General features: G+C 62.1%; 19 protein-coding genes. 10 read left to right on the top strand and 9 right to left on the bottom strand.

Translation table 11 applies throughout. The features are described from left to right. Positions 1-355: 355 nt before the first annotated feature. Positions 356-2,206, bottom strand: a complete 1,851-nt coding sequence (locus GGR45_RS18810) for a methyl-accepting chemotaxis protein (RefSeq protein WP_175311274.1) — start codon at positions 2,204-2,206, stop codon at positions 356-358. A 179-nt stretch (positions 2,207-2,385) separates the two neighbouring features. Continuing rightward, entirely contained in the window at positions 2,386-4,725 is a 2,340-nt protein-coding gene (locus GGR45_RS18805; protein ID WP_183989032.1) for a bifunctional diguanylate cyclase/phosphodiesterase, read from the bottom strand. A gap of 668 nt (positions 4,726-5,393) precedes the next feature. Between GGR45_RS18805 and GGR45_RS18800 the strand changes: the two genes are divergently transcribed. Further along, complete coding sequence (locus GGR45_RS18800) at positions 5,394-6,260, top strand: HEPN domain-containing protein (RefSeq protein ID WP_175311272.1); 867 nt, start codon at positions 5,394-5,396, stop codon at positions 6,258-6,260. Beyond that, entirely contained in the window at positions 6,260-7,171 is a 912-nt protein-coding gene (locus tag GGR45_RS18795; protein WP_175311271.1) for a hypothetical protein, read from the top strand. Before GGR45_RS18800 ends, GGR45_RS18795 begins: the two co-directional genes overlap by 1 nt. Positions 7,172-7,456: 285 nt before the next feature. Here the strand turns inward: GGR45_RS18795 and GGR45_RS18790 are convergent, their stop codons facing one another. Next, a complete protein-coding gene (locus tag GGR45_RS18790) occupies positions 7,457-7,951 on the bottom strand; it encodes a hypothetical protein (RefSeq protein ID WP_175311270.1) in 495 nt (164 codons plus the stop codon). Between the two features lie 40 nt (positions 7,952-7,991). Between GGR45_RS18790 and GGR45_RS18785 the strand changes: the two genes are divergently transcribed. Next, positions 7,992-8,273 carry a hypothetical protein gene (locus GGR45_RS18785; RefSeq protein WP_175311269.1) on the top strand — a complete coding sequence of 94 codons (282 nt, stop codon included), beginning with the start codon at positions 7,992-7,994 and terminating at the stop codon, positions 8,271-8,273. Further along, the gene (locus GGR45_RS18780) at positions 8,257-8,598 is read left to right on the top strand and encodes a HigA family addiction module antitoxin (RefSeq protein WP_217497942.1); all 342 of its coding nucleotides are present in this window, start codon (positions 8,257-8,259) and stop codon (positions 8,596-8,598) included. Before GGR45_RS18785 ends, GGR45_RS18780 begins: the two co-directional genes overlap by 17 nt. A gap of 436 nt (positions 8,599-9,034) precedes the next feature. Here GGR45_RS18780 and GGR45_RS18775 read toward each other — a convergent pair whose 3' ends face one another. After that, positions 9,035-9,613, bottom strand: a complete 579-nt coding sequence (locus GGR45_RS18775) for a hypothetical protein (protein WP_175311268.1) — start codon at positions 9,611-9,613, stop codon at positions 9,035-9,037. 9 nt (positions 9,614-9,622) lie between these two features. Further along, positions 9,623-12,487: a Ti-type conjugative transfer relaxase TraA gene (gene traA / locus GGR45_RS18770; protein ID WP_175311267.1), complete on the bottom strand. Its 2,865-nt coding sequence runs from the start codon at positions 12,485-12,487 to the stop codon at positions 9,623-9,625. Between traA and GGR45_RS18765 the strand changes: the two genes are divergently transcribed. Next, positions 12,486-12,983 carry a conjugal transfer protein TraD gene (locus tag GGR45_RS18765; RefSeq protein ID WP_415640784.1) on the top strand — a complete coding sequence of 166 codons (498 nt, stop codon included), beginning with the start codon at positions 12,486-12,488 and terminating at the stop codon, positions 12,981-12,983. The two genes, traA and GGR45_RS18765, sit on opposite strands and share 2 nt — an antisense overlap. Positions 12,984-12,999: 16 nt before the next feature. Continuing rightward, entirely contained in the window at positions 13,000-13,215 is a 216-nt protein-coding gene (locus tag GGR45_RS18760) for a conjugal transfer protein TraD (protein WP_217497941.1), read from the top strand. Positions 13,216-13,221: 6 nt separating this feature from the next. Here the strand turns inward: GGR45_RS18760 and GGR45_RS18755 are convergent, their stop codons facing one another. The 3 genes from GGR45_RS18755 to GGR45_RS18745 form a co-directional block, all read right to left on the bottom strand. Continuing rightward, positions 13,222-14,121, bottom strand: coding sequence for a nucleotidyltransferase and HEPN domain-containing protein (locus GGR45_RS18755; protein WP_175311265.1), 900 nt, complete (start codon positions 14,119-14,121; stop codon positions 13,222-13,224). A 68-nt stretch (positions 14,122-14,189) separates the two neighbouring features. After that, entirely contained in the window at positions 14,190-14,399 is a 210-nt protein-coding gene (locus tag GGR45_RS18750) for a sigma factor-like helix-turn-helix DNA-binding protein (protein ID WP_175311264.1), read from the bottom strand. Next, positions 14,396-15,298, bottom strand: a complete 903-nt coding sequence (locus tag GGR45_RS18745; RefSeq protein ID WP_175311263.1) for an ArdC family protein — start codon at positions 15,296-15,298, stop codon at positions 14,396-14,398. Before GGR45_RS18745 ends, GGR45_RS18750 begins: the two co-directional genes overlap by 4 nt. 476 nt (positions 15,299-15,774) lie before the next feature. On the opposite strand from GGR45_RS18745, the gene GGR45_RS18740 reads away from it, so the two are divergent. From GGR45_RS18740 to GGR45_RS18730, 4 genes are all read left to right on the top strand, one after another. Continuing rightward, positions 15,775-15,987 (top strand): helix-turn-helix transcriptional regulator, encoded by a 213-nt coding sequence (locus GGR45_RS18740; RefSeq protein WP_175311262.1) that lies wholly within the window; start codon positions 15,775-15,777, stop codon positions 15,985-15,987. Between the two features lie 461 nt (positions 15,988-16,448). Continuing rightward, a complete protein-coding gene (locus GGR45_RS19575) occupies positions 16,449-17,525 on the top strand; it encodes a type IIL restriction-modification enzyme MmeI (RefSeq protein WP_217497940.1) in 1,077 nt (358 codons plus the stop codon). Continuing rightward, positions 17,474-19,285, top strand: a complete 1,812-nt coding sequence (locus GGR45_RS19570) for a DNA methyltransferase (RefSeq protein ID WP_343051224.1) — start codon at positions 17,474-17,476, stop codon at positions 19,283-19,285. Before GGR45_RS19575 ends, GGR45_RS19570 begins: the two co-directional genes overlap by 52 nt. Then, the gene (locus GGR45_RS18730) at positions 19,278-20,300 is read left to right on the top strand and encodes a restriction endonuclease (protein WP_175311261.1); all 1,023 of its coding nucleotides are present in this window, start codon (positions 19,278-19,280) and stop codon (positions 20,298-20,300) included. The genes GGR45_RS19570 and GGR45_RS18730 overlap by 8 nt, the downstream gene beginning before the upstream one ends. Before the next feature lie 278 nt (positions 20,301-20,578). On the opposite strand, the gene GGR45_RS18725 is transcribed toward GGR45_RS18730, so the two are convergent. Continuing rightward, positions 20,579-22,648 (bottom strand): hypothetical protein, encoded by a 2,070-nt coding sequence (locus GGR45_RS18725; protein ID WP_183989031.1) that lies wholly within the window; start codon positions 22,646-22,648, stop codon positions 20,579-20,581. Positions 22,649-23,019 lie beyond the last annotated feature (371 nt).

Raw genomic sequence — 23,019 nt, 5'->3', positions numbered from 1 at the left:
CACGAACCGGTCGATCGAGCGCAGCAGATGGTCCGCCGGCACGTGCCGCTCCAGGCTGAAGCTGTAGAACAGCGCCTCCTGCGCGACCGTCCGCTTGCCCATCATCGGCCCGTCTCCGCTTACTTGCCGAAGATTGAATCAAACCATCAGCGCGACTGCAAGCGAGCCTTTTTCAACACAATCACCCAAAACCAGACGTTCATGCACTTTTTCAGACTTCTCGATATCGGCCGTTTGTTAAGCCAAAGGGCAAGCACGGACGTGAGCTATCTGGCGGTCAAGCAATGGCTGGAATGGGGAAGCTCGGGGGAACACACTCGAGCGTCCCCCTGCCCCGCAAACAGTCAGACTTCTATCAAAATTCTGACCAACCGTCCTGCACTACGGTAAGCGCAGCCTTGCCAGCATGACGTGCGGAAGCTGAGGTAGCGATCGCCTGACCAGCCGTGGCAGCCCGTTGTTGAAGTTCATGCACGGTAGACGCGACCGGACGACCGTTGGCCACCTTGAAGCGCCTTACCTGGCGGGACAACTCATCCGCTTCCGTCGATAGAGACCGCGCCGCAGCGGTTGCTTCCTCAACCATCGCAGCGTTCTGCTGCGTGACGCCGTCCATCTCGGCGACGGCGGTGTTGACCTGCTGCAACCCCGTGGCTTGTTGTGCCGCGGCCGAGGCGATGTCCGAGACGAGCGTATTGATCTCGCCGATCCGCCCGGTGATGCGAGTCAGTGCGTTGCCTGCTTGCTCGACCAGCTGGACCCCCGCATCGACCTGCTGGCTCGAAGCGGTAATCCGCTCCTTGACGTCCCTGGCCGCATCGGCTGACCGCTGAGCGAGTGCCCGAACTTCGGAAGCGACGACGGCAAAGCCCTTGCCCGCATCTCCGGCACGGGCGGCTTCAACACCTGCATTCAGTGCCAAGAGATTGGTTTGAAACGCAATGCCGTCGATCACCGAAATGATCTCGCTGATCTCATTCGACGATCGCTCAATGCCGTGCATCGCCGCAACAGCTTGGCGAACCACATCGGCGGACTGGTCGGCATCGGTGCGGGTTTCGGTAACGACCTGATTGGCACGCTTGGCATTCACGGCGGTTTTGCGAACCGTCTCGGTGATCTCGTGCATGGCAGCGGCCGTTTCCTCGAGGCTGGCCGCCTGCTGCTCGGTCCGCTGAGACAGATCGTCGGACGCCTGACGGATGTCGCTCGCACCATTGTTAATGCCGCTTGTCGCATCAGTTACCGCAGCTATTGCGTCATTCATCGCACTTAACGCGTGATTGAAATCAGTACGGAGCTTGGCGAATGACCCCGTAAGATCGGTTTCGATCCTCGCGGTCAGGTCACCGTCGGCCAGCGCCCCCAGCCCTCGCCCGATGCTCTCAACGATCAATGTCGTCTGGGCTGCCTTGGCTTCATCCGCCGCGAGCAATTGCCCGCGCAGATTGTTCAGGGCGCCCGCCAAGCGCCCCACTTCATCTTGGCGCTCATGATCGACGGATGTGACGGACATGTCGCCACTGGCCAACGCCGTCAAACCAGAAGTCACCTGATCCACCGGACGTGCGATCTGCCGGACCAGCAGAAGCAATATGCCAACCAAGGCAGCGCATGCCATCACGACGACCAGCGCAAGCAGCGTAACGACGTGGGTGTGAAGGTCGGAAGCGTCCTGACGCTGCTGTGCCGCCAGCTTTATTTCGAAGGATACAAGCGCGCTGATACGATCTGACAGCTCGTCAAACAGCACCTGGCTGCGCCCCCGCATGATAGCGGTCGCCTCCTCATTGCGGTTTAGCCGCGACAGGGTGATGAGTTTCTGATGCTGCTCGAGATAGGAAATCCATTTCTGGCGGAACGCGGTCAAAAGTTGACGAGCCTCAGGCCGTACTATGGTTCGATCGAGCATCGAAAAATTCTTGTCTACGATACCTTGGGCAGTGGCAATATTTTGCTCGGCAGCCGTCATATCGGCGGACTGAGTTGCCAAAATATGCTGCACTTCCGCTATCCGGAAGTCCGACGTCGCAGTATCAATCTGCTGAGCGGCGACTGTCTTCGGCATGAGGTCATTCGACACATAGCCGATGGCTGTGTTCATATTACCGATTTGGACGGCCGAAAAACCTGCCACGCCGCAAAGAACCATAGCGATTATGAGGAATGCAACGGCAAGCTTTTTCGGGATTGATATATTTTTCATGGGGCCATCCATTTAGATGGTTCGCCTCATAACAAACCAATGTAAATCAATTATCTATGATAAATATGTAGTGCCAAATTGATTTGATGCGCGGGGTATGTCGTGACGGTCACGAATATCGAATTGCGCTACCTGCTATGTAGGCGTTGCCTATGTACCAAGGCTGTCCTCGACGTTCGTCAAGCCGCCCTATCGGTTTGGACATAGTAGGGCATTCCCATGTCAATCAACGGAATGAGCGGACGGCCGATGTGGTATCCCTGCACGGCGTCGCAACCAATTTCCCGGCACAAGGCAAGTTGCTCCGATGTCTCAACGCCTTCGGCATGGGTGATGACACCCAGCTCGCGTCCAAGCCTGACGGTCGCTCGCAGGACCGCCATCGAGCGCGGATCACTCGCCGCACGCAGCACGAAGCTGCGATCAATCTTGATCCGGTCGAAGCACAGATCGCGCAAATGAGAGAGCGACGACTGCCCGGTCCCAAAATCATCAAGCGCGATCTTAAAGCCAAGTTTGCGAATACGCTCCAACCGGCCAGCGACCTTCGCAGGGTCACGGATGAGCGCAGTTTCGGTGATTTCGATCTCCAGCCGCTCGGCTGCCAATCCATTGGTCATGACAGCCTGCGTGAGGTGGTCGAGCAACGCGTCCGATGCCAGCTGCGCCGCCGAAACGTTGACCGCCACGTACAGATGGGGCGACCACCCCGCCAGGTGTCGACACGCTTCGGCGATCACCCACCGCCCGATGTCGTCGATCAGGCCTGCATCCTCGGCGATGGGGATGAAGACTTCAGGCGAGATCCATCCTCGTTCGGGATGTTGCCAGCGCAGCAGCGCCTCATAGCCGCAGGTGATCCCGGAAGCGAGGTCGGCGATTGGCTGAAAGGCCAAGCGGAAGCCGCCGCCTTTCACAGCATCATGAAGGCCGTCGACGATCTCCTGTCGCTTCCGGAGCGCCTCTGTCATGGCGTGCTCGTAAGGATGCGCGCGACGACGGCCCGCACGTTTGGCGTCGTAGAGCGCGAGGTCTGCACGCCTCATCAGTTCCTCACCCGACAGCCCGGGCTCCCACTCCGCTACACCGATGCTGCATCCCGGCAGGAGGCGATAGCCGTCAATGGTCACGGCATGCGACATCTGGGTCACTACGTCTGCGGCGAACGTCGTGGCTTGACCGATCGGCAAGCCCATCACGATGGCCATCTCGTCGCCGCCCATACGGGCGACGAAGCTGTCCGGGTCGACCAAGCGATTCAAGACTGCCGCGCAGTGGACCAGCAGCTTGTCGCCGATGCCATGGCCAAAGGTGTCGTTGACCTCCTTAAATTCATCAAGGTCAATGAGCAGCAGGCTGAACGTCTCTGCCTTGTCGATCATGGTCGCCACGTGGTCTTGAAGCGCCCGGCGGTTGCCGAGATTGGTCAGGACGTCATGATGCGCATGATAACTCAGCTTACGGCTGGCCTGCCGTTCGACCGTCACGTCGTTGAACGTCAGGACCACGCCTTGCTCAGTGACCGGCCGACACTGCATGACATAGGTTCGGCCGTCCTCCATTTCGCACTCGCGGTCGAACGCGTCAGCGGAATGGACCCAGGCTTTCATCGACTGTCCAACGAGGGTGCGTTTGTCGGGATGCCAGTTTCGGTACCGTGCAATGGTGTCTAGAAAGGTGTCGATGGTCACACCAGTTCGAAGCGCTTCGGGCGGCGTATCGAACAGGGTCAGGAAACGCTTGTTGTACTGGCGAAGCCGCCCCGCCTTGTCGATAAAGACCAGACCGTCCGACATACTCTCGATAACAGCTTTAAGCGTCTGCGCTTCCCGCTCGCGCCGCAACCGTGCCTGTGAGGCAGAAAGGACGCCACCCAGGCAGGCGATCGAGACGGCAAAGGCGGTGCATGCCGCGATGAGGCCTGGCGACATGGCACTGCCATGGATCTTGGCTAGGGGTGCGGTCACCGTGTCCCCGCCCAGGCTGATGAAATGGATGGCGCACACAGCGCCAACAAAAGAGATGCCGGTGGCAAGCCGTGGAAAATTGGACGAGCGACGAATTTGCCAACCGATCAGGATCGCTGTGCCGATCAGCACGCCGATCAGGTTTGTAATGGTTGAAAATTGGTGGCCGCAGTCGACGAGTGCCGACAAGCCAACGGCATGCATACACCAGATGCCTGCTCCTGCCGTCATGGCGAGAACGATCTGCCTGCGTCGATGCTCGACCCTGGCAAGCGCGGCGATTGGCAGGCCGACCAGTAGGATGCCCACCGCAGCGGAAATCGCGGTGCGATCCGGTGCATAAGTCAGGATCAGATCAGGACGATAGGCGGTCATCGCGCTGAAATGGGTTGACCACACCCCCAACCCCGCAGCCAGCACCAAGCCTCCATCGCGCCAGCCAATTGGGCTGATGCGGGCATGGCGAATTTCCGCCGTAAGCAGTGCCACCAACCAGCCCGACGTCAGGCAAATGCCGATGGAAACCGCCAGAAGATAAGCGGAATAGGGCAACAGGGAGGATATCAAGGGAAGCCCATCGCAGCAGCAAGAGTGGCTGCGGCCATCCCACCTACTGGTTAACAATCCATATCATCTTAATGCTTCGTGGTTGGCCATGCCTGCGAAGATTGGCCTATTCCGGTACTGGCTGGCAGCAAGGACGCGTGAGACGCACTGCCGCTGTACGTGTGGCAGCGGCAAGGACGCCATGACGACCCAGTTCCGGACGTTCGCCGCTGCTTGAACGCTCCCTGAAAGCGGTCGTTGGTTCACCTGCTGCCCGGCGGCTGAAACTGGGCCGCTTGCAGCTAGGCAGAGTTTGGCCCGACGAATGCAAAAGTGGACACTATCAGGAATGAAAATTGAACGGTTTGAATTGAGAGTTCACTGGTTTGCAAGCCTATCTGGAAGCGCCGCTCACCCCGCTGGAGAGGGAAAATTATGCGAGAAACGCCGCGCCGCAACCCCGTCGCGACCGTCAGGGAGGGGCGCAGCCCGGCCCCACACGCCAGTCGAACGTCACCGGATGGACGAGACGGGGAGCGGCTCGGAAGAGCTCTGGCGCGGTGTAGCCGGGCCCTAGAAACGTAAAAAGCGGTCGCGCGCCAGCGCGAGGCGGTATGCCGCTTCACCCTTCGCTTCTCCTTGCTGAACCCTCTCGCGCTCAATATTTGCGACAGGTGAGAATCGACGTCGGCAGCGCCCCTTTCGTACATCTGATCGGACACGGCATCACGATCGAGGCCGAATGCGAGATCGCGCCTGGCATCACCGTGTCGGGGAAGGCGCCGACCAACGACAGCTCGTTCGGCAGCCGGACGGTCGGCGAGTTGCGCGAGACGCTCAACGTGATGGCGATGGAGCCGCTCGCCGATTTCTCGCTTCACATCACCCAGGATGGGGGTGGCCAGGCGCTGGCGGCGAAGACGTGGAATGCGCTGTGGATCTTTCACCTGCTAGCGCTGGCGTGCCGCCGTCCGGTGATGCCGCTCTATTGCGCAGCCAATCATGGGACGCGGTTCACGCTCGCCAATCGCAACCTCGTCATCCATCGTTTGCCGAGCGTCGCGCCGGCCGGCGATGCCGACCTCAACTGGGCCAGCGCGCATTTCGATACCTTCCATGGTTTGCTCGACGACAATCGGTTCCAGAACGCGGTGCGATGCTATGGCAACGCCCATTACCTGTTCGACGACGACGCCAAGATCATGCTGCTGTGGGCAGGGATCGAGGGACTGCTCGATGTCGATTCCGAGTTGCGTCGCCGGATCGCGCTGCACGCGGCAATCCTGCTCGATGGCACCTCGTCAGAGAAGGCGCTCTACTTCGAGCGGGTGAAGAAGGGCTATGATGTGCGCTCCCGCGTCGTCCATGGCAGCCGCGCGAAGCCCGAGGTTCTGCAACAGGGCTACGCCCTCGCGGGCGAGGTGCTGCTCACCCTGCTGCGCAAATGCGTCGAACTCGGCCGCGTGCCGACCGCAGCGGAGCTGGACGAGCGCGCGGCCGGCGTCTCGCTGGCCGGCAGCCCCGCCGGCAATGACGGGTGATGCCAAGCTATTTCTTCCCTTGCCTGGCGCTCGCGCCCGGTGACCTGCCGCTGATCGTCGAAACGCCGCAGGCGGCGCTGCGCCGCCGCCAGTGGGAGACGACCACCTTCGATTTCGCGACGCTCGGCGCCTCGCACCGGCTGCAATTTTCCTGGCATCTGCTCGACGTCTTCCTGAACGCTTGCCATCTCGAGATCGAGATCAGGGACGCAGCCGACTTTCCGCACGCGCAGGAGCGCGTCCGCATCCTGCAGGTGATGTTGTACCTGCAATGGGTGTCACCGTTCATCATGCCGGTCGGCATGACGCATACATTGCGCGACTATAGCGGGCTCAACTATCGCGATTCCGCGACGATGCGCGCCAAGCTGCCGCTCGAGTTGCAGAGCGGGTTCGTGTCGACGGACGGCAAGATCGAAGGCTGGCTGCACGAGCCGACCTTCCAGTCGATCACCGCGGGTGCGGAGCGGACCATATCGGCGAGGGCATTCACCGACGCGGTCGAAGCCGCGGAGCGCTGGACGGCGCTGGAAGCCGCGCATCAGCAGCTCAAGGCCGCGCGGCTTGCCATGCAAACGGCGCCGGCAATTCCCGACCTGTCGTCTTCGCTGCTGCATATCTGGCAAGGGATCGAAGCGCTGTTCCCCAATGTCTCGACCGAAGTGTCGTTCCGCCTCGGTCTGCTGGTGAGCCAGCTTTGCGCGCCGGTGCGATCCGACCGCCTCAAGACCTATGAGGAAGCGAAGCGCAGTTATGGGCGACGTTCGCGCGCGGCACATGGCAGCGGCGGCAAGCTCGACCATCGCGACTGGGTCGATGCGTGGAATCTCCTCATCGTGTGCCTGTCGGCCTGCCTCGCACGCTCAGCCTTGCCGACCGAGGACATTCTGACACGCGAGCTGCTGGAATAGCGGCCGGAAAATACTTCCAATGCATCCCTTGAAATGTAATGTCTCTGTTTCCATTTGTAGATCATGCAGCCGCCGCTTCTACCTGAGCAGACCTTCAGCGAGGCGTTCGCCTCGACCAGTACCGCGCTGGTAGCGGCCTGGCGCTATCTGGGGCGGCTGCCTGCAAGCGAACCCCAGTTTCGGTCGCGGCGAGAGGGCAAGATCGCCTGGCCGGCTCTCGCTGAATGGCTGGCGCCTGATCGTGATTGGTCCCGACTCATTGCAGCGAAGGAGCTGACGCACCTTCTAATCGATCATCTCGACGAAGCGCGTGGCAGTTCGACCAAGTTCTGGAATGCCATTGGCAGCTTTGCGACAGCAACGCATATCCGTCCGCACGTCTGCCCCGAGGGCGATGCAGTCATCGACATCGATAACGGGCTGTTTCTTCCTTCCAATCTCAATCGCCTGCTCGATCAGCCGATCATCGACGGCCAGCATCGCGTGTACGCGGTGCAGAACTACATGTCGGCAAAGAAGCGCGATGCGTTCATCGATGCCTTCGTCGCCCGTCTCCAGAGCAATCCCTTTCGCAATGACGACGGCTTCGCCGATGTCGACGCACATCTCGCCAGCCTTGCGCAGAAGGTCGTAGCGCATGTTCGCGAACATGCGCGTGTCAGGCTGATCTTCCATTTCCCGCCGCCCTCGGGCGTGCAGTCCTCGACCCGTGCGATGGTCCTGAGCTTCGCGCTCTGGACCGGTTGTCCGCCGCCCGAGGGCGATGCCGTCGCCGCGCATTTCGCGCGGCCCGCATCGTTCAGGGTTGGAGTGAATTCACATGGTTTCGCGTATTTCGGACCTTCGGGTCGAACAGGCCCAGCGGCATGGCTGCGTCGTCGGCCTGCCCAAGGATTTCGCCGAGGAAGTGGCGGCGCTCGCCGATTTCCTCATGGACTGCCACATCTGGTCGGACGTGACGTTGCTGTTCGACGGCGAGGTCATGGCGCATGGCCCGGGCCGCTGGCGGGTGCCGGTCGAGAATGGATGGTGGCTGATGTTCGGCTGGACGCCACCGTTCGGTCCGGTCGAACTGAAACTGTGGCATGAGGCTGATGGCTGATACACGAGATTTTCCCCCGCAGCTGCCGGGTGTGTTCCTGCGCGACCGGGTGCTGCGCAAGGCCGGCGCGAAGATCACACAGGAGTCGCTTGCCGACGCGCTCGACGTATCGCGTTTCACCGTGAACCAGATCATCAACGGTCATCGCGCGATTACCGCCGACATGGCGGTGCGTCTCGCCCATGTGCTCGGCACGTCGGCCGATCTGTGGCTCGACATGCAGAAGCGCGTCGATCTGTTCGAGGCCCGCAGGAAGCTCGATGCCGAAGCGCCACACCTCACCATCTTGCGGGAATCCGGGACCGAGCCGCCGTCGGGCAACTGACCTCCCCGGTTACTGCCGGCCAATACCATGAAGCCATGTCGGCAATACCCGCCGCCGATCGGGCTCCTGCAGGGTGAGCCGCAGTCGTGCACCACCCCCGCCTGTAGAGCGGCCGTCGCAACAGCCGCGTTATTCCGTAATATCTCAGACTCGTCTTCGTTTTGAATAGAATTATGGAGCGATCCATCGAACAATCTCGGTCGCCCATCCCGGTGTGAACCAACGGCGGCTTTCAGGATCGCTTGAGCGGGCCTGGAATGACCGCGATGAGGGCGTGAAGCGGCCGCCACTTGCTCGGTGAACGAACGTCCGCTTGCGCGGTAAGGGCGCCCAAAAGCGGTCATTCCGCTTTCCACCAGGTTTTTCATCGAATTGCCTGATGGAGCGCCGGCCATCAGGATCCCCGTCAATCCGGCGAACTTCGGGATTTGGCCTGTTACGGGCTTTTCAGCTGCGTTTCAGGGCTGGTCACCATTTTGCCGTCTTCGCCAGATTTGACGTGTTCCGATCCGACGATCCTGGCTGCCATCCACTCAGGCACATGCCAGCTAGCAGGAAGCGACCGGGCAATCGCGCCGGACAGTATCGACCAGAGCAATATCGTCGCCAACGCGGTTGCTGCGCAGCTCCGGCGGAGCAGGCGAGACTGGCCTTCCACCGATTGGCCGCGTTCCACGATGCCTTCGATCCGCCCGATCGATCGGGCGATGGTGTCGCGTGCCTCGTCGAGCTTGCGGGTATCTTCCGCCCTGGCGTTTGCGGCAGCCTGCACGATCTCTTTGGTAAGTTCGACGGGCGTCAACGCGATGGCCGGACTGCGCTCGATCCGATGCAACGCCTCCTGCGTCGTTTTGAGCTGCGCCATCATCGATCCAAGCGTCGGCGTATAGTCCGGCATTCGTTCGCGGGCAGCGGTGAAGCCTTCCACGGCTCGGCGGAGCAGGCTGATCTCGGCGCGGAGATCTTCGAAGGCGAGCGTGGTCTCGCCGGTGGATACGTCAGTGGGCTGGGTCATGACCGCAGCCTACCGCCCCAGGCCGCGGCCCCGCGAGAGGCCGAGCCAGTTCTGGAGATCATGGGACAACGAGGCCCCACCGGAGGGGCGGATTCCAAGTTCCTTGACGCGGTTTCGTAGCAGCGACTCGAGCTGGGGGTCGCGTTCCAAGCTCTTGGCCATGCCGGTCATCGCCTCGCGAACCTCATCGCCGCGCCAACGCTCGCCGTTGCCATCGAATGCCGCGGCGCGCTTTGCGTGCCTAGTCCAATCCTCGACGAACTTGTCCGCGCGAAGTGCGCGATCGCTGCGCATCCTTTCGTCCAGCGCCAATGCGCGAGCAGCGCGCTGATCGCGCATCTCAGCCTCCAGCATCATCGCGCGGACAACCTGCGTCGTCCTGCCCTTGGCGGCCTCCTCGATGAGCCCATGGTCGGCGTTGAAAACAGCGCGAATGTCGCGAACACCGTCTGGGCGAACCGCCTTCAGCGTCGAGACCGCCGTATCGAGGGCGGCCTGCTGGTGGGGGAGCGGCTCGAAGCCCTGGCGACGGCTTCGCATGATGTCGGCAACCGCTCGGCCAACCTTTTCGACCGCCTGATCAAGCGGTGATCGCTCGATTTCGCGGCTTGTTGTCCGCGTAAGCCTGAGACCGGCAAACCTGTCGCGCGGCTTTGCCGTAGCAACCTCGGCCGATTTGTCCGCAACCGGGTAATCGGACGCCATGTCCTTGGCCCGCTCGCGCGACAGCGTGGCGGCAAGCTGGCCATGGCCTGCAAAGTCGTCCCGGCCATAGTGAAGATCGACACCGTCGCGGTGCCGCGACAGCGCGACATAGGCGGCATGCCGGTCGAGCCCCGGCGTCGCCAGCACGTGCACCCGGTCGACAGTCACGCCCTGCGACTTGTGGATAGTGGCAGCATAGCCGTGATCGACAGCGGCATAGTCCTTGAGGTCGAATGCGACGGCCGTGCCGTTGTCGAGCATCACCGCCATGCGGGTTGCGGTGACGCTCTCGATCCGCCCCAACGAGCCATTCTTGACGCGGAGACTGCGCTCATTGCGCCCGAACATCACCCGATCGCCGGTAGCGAAGTGACGCTCGCCCTTCTCGACTTGCAGGGCGACATCGTCGCCAAGTTCATCCCGCGCACGCAATCGGCCGCGCGCTGCCTGGTTGAGCCGCGCCACCTCGTCGTTGGTGTGGGTGAGGATGATCCGGCTGGCATCAGGTTCGGCTTGGCGTTGCCGATCCCAGCGGTCGATCAGATCGACACGTGCCGCCCCGCGGGTCTCGGCGACATGGATCGCGCCATGCTGCTGGTACACGCCAAGCGCTTCGCCGGTACGCTCGGTGGCGAGTTGGCGCGTCGCCATGCGTTGCCAGTCTTCGCGCTGGCGGCGAATGTCAGTGATCTCGATACTGCCATGACGCTCGGCGACACTGCGGAACGCCGCGCCGGCTTCGATCGCCTGAAGCTGTTCGGGGTCGCCGACCAGCACGACCTTGGCGCCGCGCTTCTCGGCTTCGGCGATTACCCGCTGGAGCTGGCGCGTGCCGATCATGCCAGCCTCGTCGACGACGAGGATCGACTTGTCGGTCAGGAGTTCGCGTCCCTGCCCCCATTGGTGCTCGAGGCTGGCAATGGTGCGTGATGCGATACCCGAGCCGCCTTCGAGGTTCTCGGCGGCAATGCCCGACAGCGCGAGCCCCTGGACCTGATATCCCGCGCCCTCCCACGCTTCGCGCGCGACACCCAGCATCGCCGACTTGCCGGTCCCGGCATAGCCGACGACGACCCCCAGCCCCTTGCCGCTGGTGACATGGTCAAAGGCGCTACGCTGTTCGGGCGACAGGGTGAGCCTGCACATCTCGGCACGCACGAGCGCCAGCTTGCGGTGCTGGTCGCTCAGGCCGTGACGAAGGCTAGCCTCGAGCTTGATCGTGGCGCGCTGCAGCCGTGCCTCGGTGTCGATCATATCTCGACTGGTAAAGCGCTCCTGACCGCGCCCGTCCTTGCCGAGCCTCACCAATTCGGGGGATGCGCGGACCGCCGCCATCACCTGGTCGAACTGCTCTTTCCCCTCGCTGTGGCGATGGACGAACATCGCCAGGTCACGGGTGGTGAAGGTCGCCTGGGTACGCGTGATCGCATCCAGCGCGATCGCCGGGTTGGCGAGAATCTTCTCACCATTGGAACGGGCGATGGCGTGGTGCTCGACAAGCCGCTCGCTGCTGGGCCCCTGCTCCGCCATGCGCGATGCGGCGGGGCCGATCTTGTGCTGGGGTTCGAGGTCGATGCCTTGCGCTTCCAGACTGCGGTGATCGACGGTCGCATCGATATCGAGTTCGGCCAGCCGGGTATTCACATGCCCCGCCCAGCGCTCGCGCCAGGTTTCGAGCAGATCGGTGCGGTTCCAGTCGCGGTTCTTCTTGCCAAAGCCCTCCGCGTTCACCTCGCGAAGGGCGAGCATGACATGGGCATGGGGCTCGGGCACACCATCGGCGTCGATGTCCCAGTGCACGTTGAGATCGGCGACCATGCCGCGCGCGACGAACTCGTGGCTAACGAAGTCACGTGCCAGCCGAATGCCCTCCGCCCGGTCGAGCTCACGCGGAATGGCGAACTCGACTTCGCGGGCAAGCTGCGCGTCCTTCCGCACCTCCACCGCCTCGACCGCATTCCAAAGCGCCTCCCGGTCGCGCCACGCCTCGGGTGCACCATCGGGCAGCAGCACTTCGGAATGAACGACGCCGGCCTTGTTAGAGAAGTCGTGGTGACGATCGAGCCGCTGATCATGCAGCCGCGAGGCCGAGCGATAGGCAGCCGCCGCCAGCGCTGACGAGCCGTTGGCCCGCGAGATAATCTTAGCGGAGAAATGGTAGATCGCCATGGCGGCCAACCATTTACACCAAACAAGCGACGTCGGCACGACGTATAAGCGCGCCCTTCGAAGATTTCATCTTTCTCGGGACGCGACTGTCCCAAGTCATCCCGGCGCATTGCAGCTGATTGAGCGCCCCGATAACTGGATCATCCTTACCTCACAACGGAAGGATGATGCCATGCGCAAACCTCGTGACTATGACGCCGAACTCAAGGCGCTCGATGACAAGGCCAGACAGCTAAAGTCCCGCAAGCGCGAACAGCTGGGCGAGTTGGTCATCGCGACCGGTGCCGACGCACTGCCGATCGAGCAACTGGCCGGCGCGCTGCTGCTGGCGGTGGAGGCTACAGACGAGCGCGCAAAGGAGGCGCAGCGGGCACGCGGCGCGGCGTTCTTTCGCGCGAAATCCGGCACACGCCCAAGCGCTCGGCATGGCAAAAGCTGTCCTTCGACGGACAGCGATTCTACGCGCCCGGCTCCAACTGAACAGGGCGCGGCATGACGTACGCGAGTGGCAAATGAAGCGCCGCGAACGCACCCGCCAGCTGATCGAGCTTGGCGGCCTTGTGGCCAAAGCCGGTCTCATTGAACTGACCGACGATGACCGCGCGCTGATCTACGGTGCGCTCATCGACGTGGCGAGCAGGCTGCGCGGCGAGGAAGGTGATCGTTACCGGCTGATCTGGACACGGCGTGGGCGACGCGCCTTTGCCGATGATGCGGGCGCAGGCTGACGGACGTCAGGCTTGCGCGAGCCGCTTTTCGCAAGCCTCTTTGACGATCTGCTGGAGCAGCTCGACGCGTTCAGCGAGCCATTCAAGCTCGGCCGGCGTCACCTTGTAATGCGGCGAGTAGCGCGCGTTGACATAGGCCTGGCGCAGCAGCTCGAAACAGCGCTGGGCGAACTTGGTGTCACGCGGCCAGACGGCGATAAGCTCATGCACGAGCGGCTCGGCCTGGCTGCGCAGGAAATTCAGCTTGTGCGACTTCGGACTGTACAGCGTCAGCGTGAGCAGAAAGCAGTGATACAACTGTTCCGTGGTCTGGTGCAGGTCGAACGCCGCCTCATTCGTATAGCCCTTTTCGATGGCACCTCGTGCCATATCGAAGCGGCGCAAAGCCCCCGGAAACCATTTGTCGAAATGCTTCTGCGCTTCCGCTCGCGCAGCCTTGGGCTCCAGCGGCCGAGGGGTGACGAACGGAAAGTCCTCGACCTCATACAGGGCGATGCCCTGGTCGATGGCATCGATGAAGAACGGGCGCCCCTGCGTCAGCTGATTGTTCACGTCAGCAAGGCTGTGGACGATGAAGCTGACCGGCGCGCTGATGCGCTTGGAGATCGTCACCTCGCAGACGAACTGGTCGTCGGCCTTGGCCCAGAACTCGCCCGGTTCGGTCAGCCGCTCGTCGCTGACAACGACAAGGATGTCATAGTCGGCCTGGTAGCCGCCGATGGGGTCATCGACCCAATCACCGCGCGCATAGGAACCGTAGAGGATGACCTTGAGGATGCGGCCCTGCCGGCGCCATTTCTGCGTTGAGAGCGATGTCGCCTGCTCGAACTCGGCAAACAGCACTTCCACGATCCGATCGAGATCGCGGCGCTTCTTGTCCGGCAGATGAGCAACGTCGTCGCGCATGACGGTTATCCTAGCGAACCGTTACGGATGCGTACATCCTTCGTGCTCATGGGATGCCGGCGCTCGCATCATGGTGGGGCGTCATCATCCGCGTTCATGACAGCGACGAGGACGCGCACGATGACCTGTTCGACGTCCTGCGCGGTGCAGCCATGGCGACGTGCTGCTTCGTCATAATCCAGCCCGTCGATGCGCACGCTGGCGAAGATCGCGCGGTCACCCGGCGGCAGCGCGTTCCAGGCGCGCCACCGCGCCTGGAATTGCCGATCCCGCGTCATGATGACTGCCCGTCATGCCCCGCAAAGCCGAGCAGATAGTCCGCCGCCTTGCTCGCCGCACTCGCAGCCCGGAAGATCGCCTTGTCGTCGTGGCGCAGCACCTGGAGCCATGAGCCGACATAGTCGGCATGGCGTACCGTCGGCCGGATCGACAGCGACGCGCAGGCAAAGGCGCTGGCCATCTCGGCGACAAGCTCTTCGCGCGCATAACTGGCGCTGCCGAATGCGCCGCTTTGGTCGCGATCCCGGCGCGTTGGATGCCCCGTCCAATGACCAAGCTCGTGGAGCGCGGTACGGTACCAGTTGATCGGCTCGCGGAAGGCCGCGACCGGCGGCACCGCGACATAGTCGTGAGCCGGATGGTAATGGGCACGGTCACCGCCGATCCGCACATCTGCGCCGCTCGCTTCGATGAGCGCTGCGACCTCGGGCAGGATCTCGATCTCAGGCCGAACCTCGGGCGCTTGCGTCAACGCTTCGGGCAGACCTTCGCACTGGTCGATGTTGAAGACGGTGAAGCGCTTGAGGAAGGCAACCGTGCGCGCCTCCTGCCCGTCATCGCGGGCGCTGTCATCCTTGGCCTTCGGCGTGAAGCGATCGGCATAACAGACGGTGGTGCCGCGCTCGCCTTTGCGGACGTTGCCGCCCGCCGCTTGGGCTTGGGCGTAGGTCAGCCAGCGCTGCGAACTGTAACCGCCCTCAATGACCCTGGCCCATAGGATCAAGACATTGATCCCGGAATAGCGCCGCCCGGTCACCCCGTTTGCCGGCATGGTACAGGCACAGGAAGCACTGTCCCAAGGCTGCACCCAAGGCAGCCGCCCTTCCTCCAGTTCGGCAATCACGCGTGCCGTCACCTCGGCATAGAGGCTCTGACGTTGGTCGATGGTCCTCGACATGATCCTCACTCCTTCAAAACCACCGCAGCCCGGCCGGAATGGCGGGGGTGGGCGGCAGGAGCGGACCGACAGTCCCGTCGAGATGAGGCGGGGTGCACCCAGAGGGCCGAAACACCGTGGAGGACCGGCGCAGCCGGTTGCAGCACGCCGCGGCGGGACTACAGGGCCGTGACGCCCACCCCCGCCAGACGCGCCCGGCGCGTCACGCCAGCGTGGGGGCACCCACGCTGTCCGCTGACGTTGCGGAGGCCGCACCGTCAGCCGTCAGGGATCGCAACCCGCATGGGCCGAGACGGCACGGCTCGGTGCCGCGTCAGCGGCGTAGAGCCCGGTCCTGCGCCATCGCAGGAGGCGGCATCGTTCGACTGTCTGGATGTCACTCGACAGTGCCGTCAGGGCCTCAGTCAGGCCCTACTATCCTTCAGCCAAAAGCAAGACCTTGGCAGCTCCGTTCCAAAGAACCGCGAGGTGATGCCATGTCCACCAACCCCGACCGAATCCTGCGCCTGAGGGCCGTCCTCGATCAGACCGGGCTCTGCCGCTCCACCCTCTACCGCAAGATGGCCAACGGCACCTTTCCGAAAAACATCCAGCTCAGTACCCGCTGCGTGGGCTGGCGCGCCGCAGCCGTCGAGGAATGGCTGCGCAATCCGATGTTCTACCATGTTGATGATCATCCTGCCGGATGAGCGCGTTCGCGACCCATCGCAGCGTTCCAACTCAATTTCGGAAGCGACCTGGAAATCCGCCGCCCGGAAGCGCTTGGATTTCGAAGATGCGTTGTCATCCCAAATGGCGTGATGTGGGACAAACCCGCCGTTGTCATACCGCAGGGGTAGAGTCAGCTCTTGTCAGAAGCCGACGGTCAGCACTTATCGGCGCGGCGTGGCTTTCCCACAAAAGTTGGGCTGGGACGGGAACGAACGTTTGCGGCTTGCGGTACGGGACAAGCCAATCCTCCGACCTGATTGTGAGCCGCCAGCCGCTCAACGCGGCTGTCCCACCTCCAGCGTTGGCGACTCGTCACGACCCCGTCGTTGAGCCTCTAATGCTAAAAGTGCACAACAACGCTTTCGAATAGACACGTGTGTCGCTTTTCTCGCGCCGATCAGATCGTTAGGCTGCCGCCGATGATGATCAAGCCGACCCTATGCGCCTAAGCTGGCCAGAAATCCGCGCCAACGCCGCCCGTTTCAGCGAGGAATGGAAGGGCAAAGGCTACGAGAAGGGACAGACGCAGACTTTCTATGACGAGTTCTTCGCCATCTTCGGCGTGCCCCGCAAACAAGTGGCGGTATACGAACAACGGGTGAAGGCGCTGGATGCGGCGCGCACCGGCGGCTTCATCGATCTATTCTGGCCCGGCACGCTCATCGTGGAGCAGAAGAGCCAGGGCCGCGATCTTACCCGCGCCATGTCACAGGCACTCGATTATTATGACTGGCTGCCCGAAGTGCAGCGCCCGCGCTACATGATGGTCTGTGATTTCCAGCGCTTCGAACTGGTCGACCTCGAAACGCGCCGCGAATGGTGCTTCCCGCTCGCCGAGCTGAAGCGCCATGTCGAGGCGTTCGGCTTTATCATTGGCGTGCAGCCGCGGCTGTTCCGCAACCAGTCACCGGTGAACCGCAAGGCATCAGAGCTGATGGGGCGGCTGCACAACGCGCTCGCCGCCGATGGCTATACCGGCCACAATCTCGAGCGGCTGCTGGTGCGGCTGCTTTTCATCCTGTTCGCCGACGATACCGGGATCTTCGAGCGCAAGGACATGTTCCTGACCTTCCTCGAACAGCGGACAAGCCCGGACGGACGGGACCTCGGCCGGTGGCTGAGCGAGCTGTTCCAGACTCTGGATACCGCGCCCGACAAGCGCCAGCACAGCCTGGACGCTGACCTAGCCGAATTCCCCTATATCAACGGCGACCTGTTCCGCGAACGAATCGACATGCCGGCGTTCGACAATGCGATGCGCGACATGCTGCTCGATGCCAGCATGTTCAATTGGGGCGAAGTTTCCCCGGCCATCTTCGGATCGCTGTTCGAAAGCGTGATCGATAAGGTGACGCGCCGCAAGCAGGGCGCGCATTACACCCCCGAACAGGCGATCCTGAAGGTGATCGAGCCGCTGTTCCTCGATGATCTGCGCGCCGAGTTCGCGCGGCTGAAGGCGCTCAAATCGGGACGCGAGCGGGCGCTGCGCGCGTTTCACGAGCGGTTGGGCGGCTGAGCTTCCTCGATCCGGCATGCGGCGCCGGCAATTTCCTGGTCGTCGCCTATCGCGAGCTGCGCGAGCTGGAGCGTGAGTTGCTCAAGGAGCTGCTGACGATCGATGGCAAGGTGGAGCTGGTGACCGATGTCGCCATGCTTTCACGGCTCAATGTCGACCGCTTCTTCGGGATCGAGATCGACGAATTCCCGGCGATGATCGCTCAGGTCGCCTTGTGGATGACCGATCATATCGCCAATACGCGGCTGGCGGAGGATTTCGGCCAGCATTATGCGCGCATCCCGCTGGTGACCGCACCCGGCATCCGCCACGCCGACGCGCTGGAGCTCGACTGGAACGAAGTGCTACCGGCCGAGCGCTGCAGCTTCGTATTCGGCAATCCGCCGTTCGTCGGATTCGTGATGCGAGGTGCGACTCAGCAGGAGCAGTTTTCACGCCTACTTGCATCTGTCGGAATGGGCGGGAACCGCGTCGATTACGTCGCCGGATGGTTCGTAAAGGCTGCGCTATATGTTGCGGGTGGGCGTGCCCGCATTGGATTTGTCTCAACGAACTCCATCACGCAGGGAGAGCAGGTCGCCCAGCTTTGGCCCGTCCTATTCAGAGCCGGAATGGAAATTGCCTTCGCGCACCGGACATTCGTGTGGCCGGGACGGGCTGCCGTGCATTGCGTGATCGTCGGCATGACACAACGCGGCGACGAACCGGCTGAGAAACGGCTGTTCAGCTATGTCGACGGGAAGGGCGAGCCAAACGAGACTCGTCATTCGTCCCTAACCGCTTACCTGTTCGACGCAAAAGAAGCTGACCGGCATCTGGTAGTTCGCCGGGAACGTGCCTCGCTCTGCGGCGAGCCGGTGGTTCGCGTCGGCACTAAGCCGGTGGACGGCGGCAATCTGATCTTCGGACCCGCCGAACGCTCCGCGCTGCTCGCTGAAGAACCGATGGCCGAACAGGTGCTACGACCGTTCGTCGGAGGACACGAATTCATCAACGGTGTGCCCCGATGGCTGCTCCACCTCCAGGGCGCTTCGGCCAGTCTAATTCGCGGATCCTCCGTCCTGCGCGCCCGTGTGGCCGCCGTTCGACGCTTCCGCGAGGAAAGCGGCGGCCTGCTTGCGCGCGCGCTCGCGGACGACCCTACTGCTTATCACGTTACTGTGGTCCCGGCCGCGCCATTTCTTGTGATCCCCGAGGTGAGCTCGGAGCGCCGTGAGTATATTCCCATCGGATGGGTGCAACCGCCCACAATCCCCAGCAACAAATTGCTTGTGATGGAGGGCGCGGGTCTCTGGCACTTCGCCGTGGTTACAAGCCGCTTTCATATGTCATGGGTAAGGTACATAGGCGGCCGCCTCAAAAGCGACTTCCAGTATTCGCCGGGTCTAGTCTACAACACCTTCCCATGGCCCGACGCCTCGCCTGCCCAGCGAGCACAGATCGAAGCTCTTGCCCAGGCCGTGCTCGATGCGCGGGCGCTGCCGAAGAACGCAACGTCGACGCTCGCAGACCTCTACGATCCCGACACCATGCCTGCCGAGCTTCGCCGCGCCCATCGCGAGCTGGATACAGCAGTCGATCGGCTCTATCGCCGCGCGCTCTTCGGTTCGGACCGCGAACGCGTCGAGCATCTGTTCATGCTCTATCAGCGGCTGATCGATCCGCTGCAGAACGAAGGCGTCCGTCAGAACCGCCGCGTCGCCGCCCGAAGGAAGCGAGACGCGGCCGACACGATCAAGGAAAGCGCACAAGATGGCTGAAGCCTGGGGCATCCATATCCCGGCGGTGGTGGGAAGCGATCCGGTAGACGGTGGGTTCGTCAGCCTGGGCTGGCCCGCGCTCGGCGACATCTTCGCCCTGCCGGCCGACCGGGAGGTATTCAAGCGGTTGCTGGCTCAGCGCTATCCCGAAAAGAAGGCAGGCGCGATACCGGTGGACGCAGGAACGCTGTTCAAGTTCGCCTTTGAAGTAAAGCCCGGGGACCTTGTCGTTTATCCGTCCAAGCACGATCGCATTATCCATATCGGCAAGGCGACGGGCATAAAATGGCACGATCCGACGGGCGCCGCGTGGTGCGCAGATTACCCGAATCATCAAGGCGTCGAATGGCTTGCGCACGAGCCGCGTGACGCATTCAGTCAATCGGCGCTCTACGAGATCGGATCGTTTATCACGTTGTTTCGCATTCGCGAACATACCGCCGAGTTCGCAGCGAAAGCGACGCCGGGTCTCTCATTTTCGGCGCCCGCCGAAGCCACAGAAGCACCGCTCTCCGATGATTTGACCGCGCAGCAGGCGTCGCAGGTTGCGGAGGAGACTACAGCCGACTTCATCGTACGGAGGCTGCACAGCCTGCTCGGCGGATATGAGTTCGAACATTTCACGGCGCACCTGCTAGAATGCATGGGGTACTCGGCCCGCGTGTCGGAAAAGAGCGGGGATGGTGGCGTCGATGTGATCGCCCATACCGATAAGCTTGGCTTTCAGCCGCCCGTCATCAAGGTACAGTGCAAGCGGCAGACTCGGCAGATCGGTGAACCGGAAGTCAGTCAGTTGCTCGGAACATTGGGAGAGGGAGAATATGCCCTGTTTGTCACACTCGGCTCCTATTCTCGGCAGGCCCGCGTTCGTGAGCGGAACAATCCCCGGCTCCGACTGCTCGACGGGGACGATCTGATCCAGACGATACTTGCTCATTATGAGCAACTTGCTCCACGCTATCGTGTGATGCTCCCGTTGAAGCAGATTTTTGTTCCTGACCCGGTGAATGACTAGCCAGCTGACGTCGGCTTTCAAGATGGGTCGCGTTCTCGTTGAACGCATGGCAGGTTTCAACAAGAGCCGCCGTTCATATCAACGGCGCTGAATGTCTTGAGCTGGTCGCCTGCTGCCACGGCTGATCGCCGTTTTCTGGGACTTTGCTGCCGATCCCGTTCAGAACTCCCAATGTCAGCTTCCGCTGGATGCTGACGTTGCGGACGTAGTCGTGTTGCGTTTGGGACCCCAGCGCGCACAAATTGGGGTCGCCTGCCTCAGTTCTGATGCACCCCGTTTCAAGGAGCGTTTTTTCCGCCCGACACGGGAAAGTGATCGCCGCGCGCCAGCGCATCCCAGCTCGTCTTCACCAGCGTCTGAAAGCCCGACAGATTGTTCAGGAACAGCACCTCGTTGTCCGTGTCCATGACATCGCCCATCATGAGCAGCGCTGGATCAGTTAGATCCATGGTGCCAAGGGTTCCGTCGGCGCTCAGTGCGATGGCCGGCCTGCCACCCGCTGCCCTGACCTCGCGCACGCCTTGTTTGAGCCAATCCCAATCGTGATTGCTCGGCGCGACGGCATTCAACTGATGGGCCACCGCGGGCACCAGCGTATCGAGCAGGCGGAACACGTCCATTGCCCTGTGATCATCCCATGCCGTGGTCCTCGCAACCAGGTCGGCTAGGCGCAGCTGTTCATGATTGAGAGGACCGTTGGCCTTGGCCTCGGCGAGGAGGGAGAGCGCTGCGGCACGGATGTCGGAGAGTTCAGGCGCAAGCGCTGCGCGAGTAGAAGCAAAGCTGTCGCCAGTCGCACGCGCCAGCGCGCTTGAGAAGGCGACGCCGCCGCGCATTCCGAGGTTGAAAGCCCTGACGAAATGCGATTGGTCGCGCAGGACCTGTTTCGAGATCCAGCGGATCAGATTCCCCGTCTGCTCCTCGGGCAAAGGCACCGCCCGTAGCGAAAAGTGGAGTTCGCCTAGGGGAGCGATACTGCTTGTCGAGCTGGCGACCAGCATGAGTTCCTCCAGCATATGTGCCGTAGTGTACGAGTTCCACAGGAATGCGGGTTCAAGCACCGGCAGCGCGGAAACCGCATTCGGATTGTTGATGATCTCACGCAGGCCGCCATCCATGCCGAGCGCCGAACCAAGGGCAAATGCGTCTGACAGATGGATTTCGCCGTCGCGTAAGAACTGGTTGCCGCGAAAGGACTGGAGCAGGAAAAGGCCGAGAAAGGGATGGGTCCAGTCCATCCTGCCGCCATCAAGCAACGACATGCGATAGCCGCGCACCGCCGGGTTAGTGAGGTAGGCCCGCGCGTGATCGCCGAGCATTCCCCAGAACTCGAATGAAATCGGCTCGGCGCGGCAGAAATAGGTCTCCCGAGCTGTTTCCCAGTCGAAGAAGCCCTCCATCGTGACGCTGGCACATTCCTCGATCACCGGACGGATGCTGCGCACGAGCGCAAACAAAGAAGCGGGCGCTGTGCGTGGAGCCGCCGCCACTGCCTCCTGAAATGGAACAGTGAAATGTCCCTGACCGCGGTCGATCATCCCGGTGTCGACTGCTGCGTCGAAAAAGGCGATAGTATCGACGCCGCCGACCGTAATATGGAAAGTGCGACTAGCTGGATCGAAGCGGTCTCGCCACAGCATGGCAAAACCGTGAGCGCCTGCACGATCACCGGAACGCGCGAGCAAATTCATCGCGACCAACAGGCGCGGGTCAGGATCACCCTCTTCATCGGCCGCCGGGCCCTCCAGAGTGAGCTGGAACGTCTGCAGGCTCTCTCGCGGAAAGGCCGTCACGCCGGTAATTGACCAGGCCTCCGGGATGCGCGGCGTCAACGTGACGGCACCGTTATCGAGGCCCGCCTCAAGGCAGAGCAGCTTTTTGCGTGACCATGCGCAGGCCGAGGCGGCACCATGGTCGAGCAATGTTGACCATTCCGACGAGATCAGGACGAAGTTGAGATCGTGGTTCGCGAGAAACGGTAGATAGTTTTTGATCTCGTGCTCATAACCAAGAAGCTCGGTGATCGCCTCGCGCGCGGTTTGTGCCGATTTTTTCAACTCGATCAGATAGACCGAGTTAGTCGATGCAGAAATGCAGACAAAATCGGGGCGCAAGGTCTCGCCCCGACTCATCGAAATATTGGTATCGCTTGTCAGCACGATCAGGTCGTCGATGTCCGCCAGCACATCACGCGCCGCGGCGAGCATTGCCGCGCGGGCCACCCGGTCGATAGCAAAGATCGGCAAGACATCCGGCGCCGGTGCCGCGAGCCGGTCGATGCTGTCTCGGTCCCCGATCGCGTTTCCGAACGCGCCGTCTGAAAGCAGTTGCTCGATCAGCCGCTGCATCTCCGCTTCGCTGCTAAATGCCATGACTTTTTAATTCCTGTTCGTTGCAGCGATGCGGCCCAAACCGTAGTCGAATGAGCGAAGCTGGGTGCGCTGCAGACTGACTAATTGCTCGTCGATAAGCGACAGCTTTCATCAGTAGCAGACATTCAAGGACGAGCGGCTGAGCGACGTATGTTGGTCGCAAACGGCCGCTCCACTTTCTTGATCGATGTCGCCGCGAGCGCCCCATAGCATAAGTTGGTCGTTGCGGCAGTTGACCGCGCCCGCTGCCGGCTTAGGGTCAGGACTCGTTGATCAAAGCCAGAAGATGATGGTGGCAGCGAGGGCGACGGCGGAGAAGAAGGCGGTTGGGCACCGATCGTAGCGGG

It is taken from the genome of Sphingomonas zeae, assembly GCF_014197135.1.
GTDB classification, from domain to species: domain Bacteria; phylum Pseudomonadota; class Alphaproteobacteria; order Sphingomonadales; family Sphingomonadaceae; genus Sphingomonas; species Sphingomonas zeae.
Note: the sequence above shows the minus strand (reverse complement) of the source record. Positions and strands in the feature narration are given on the sequence as shown.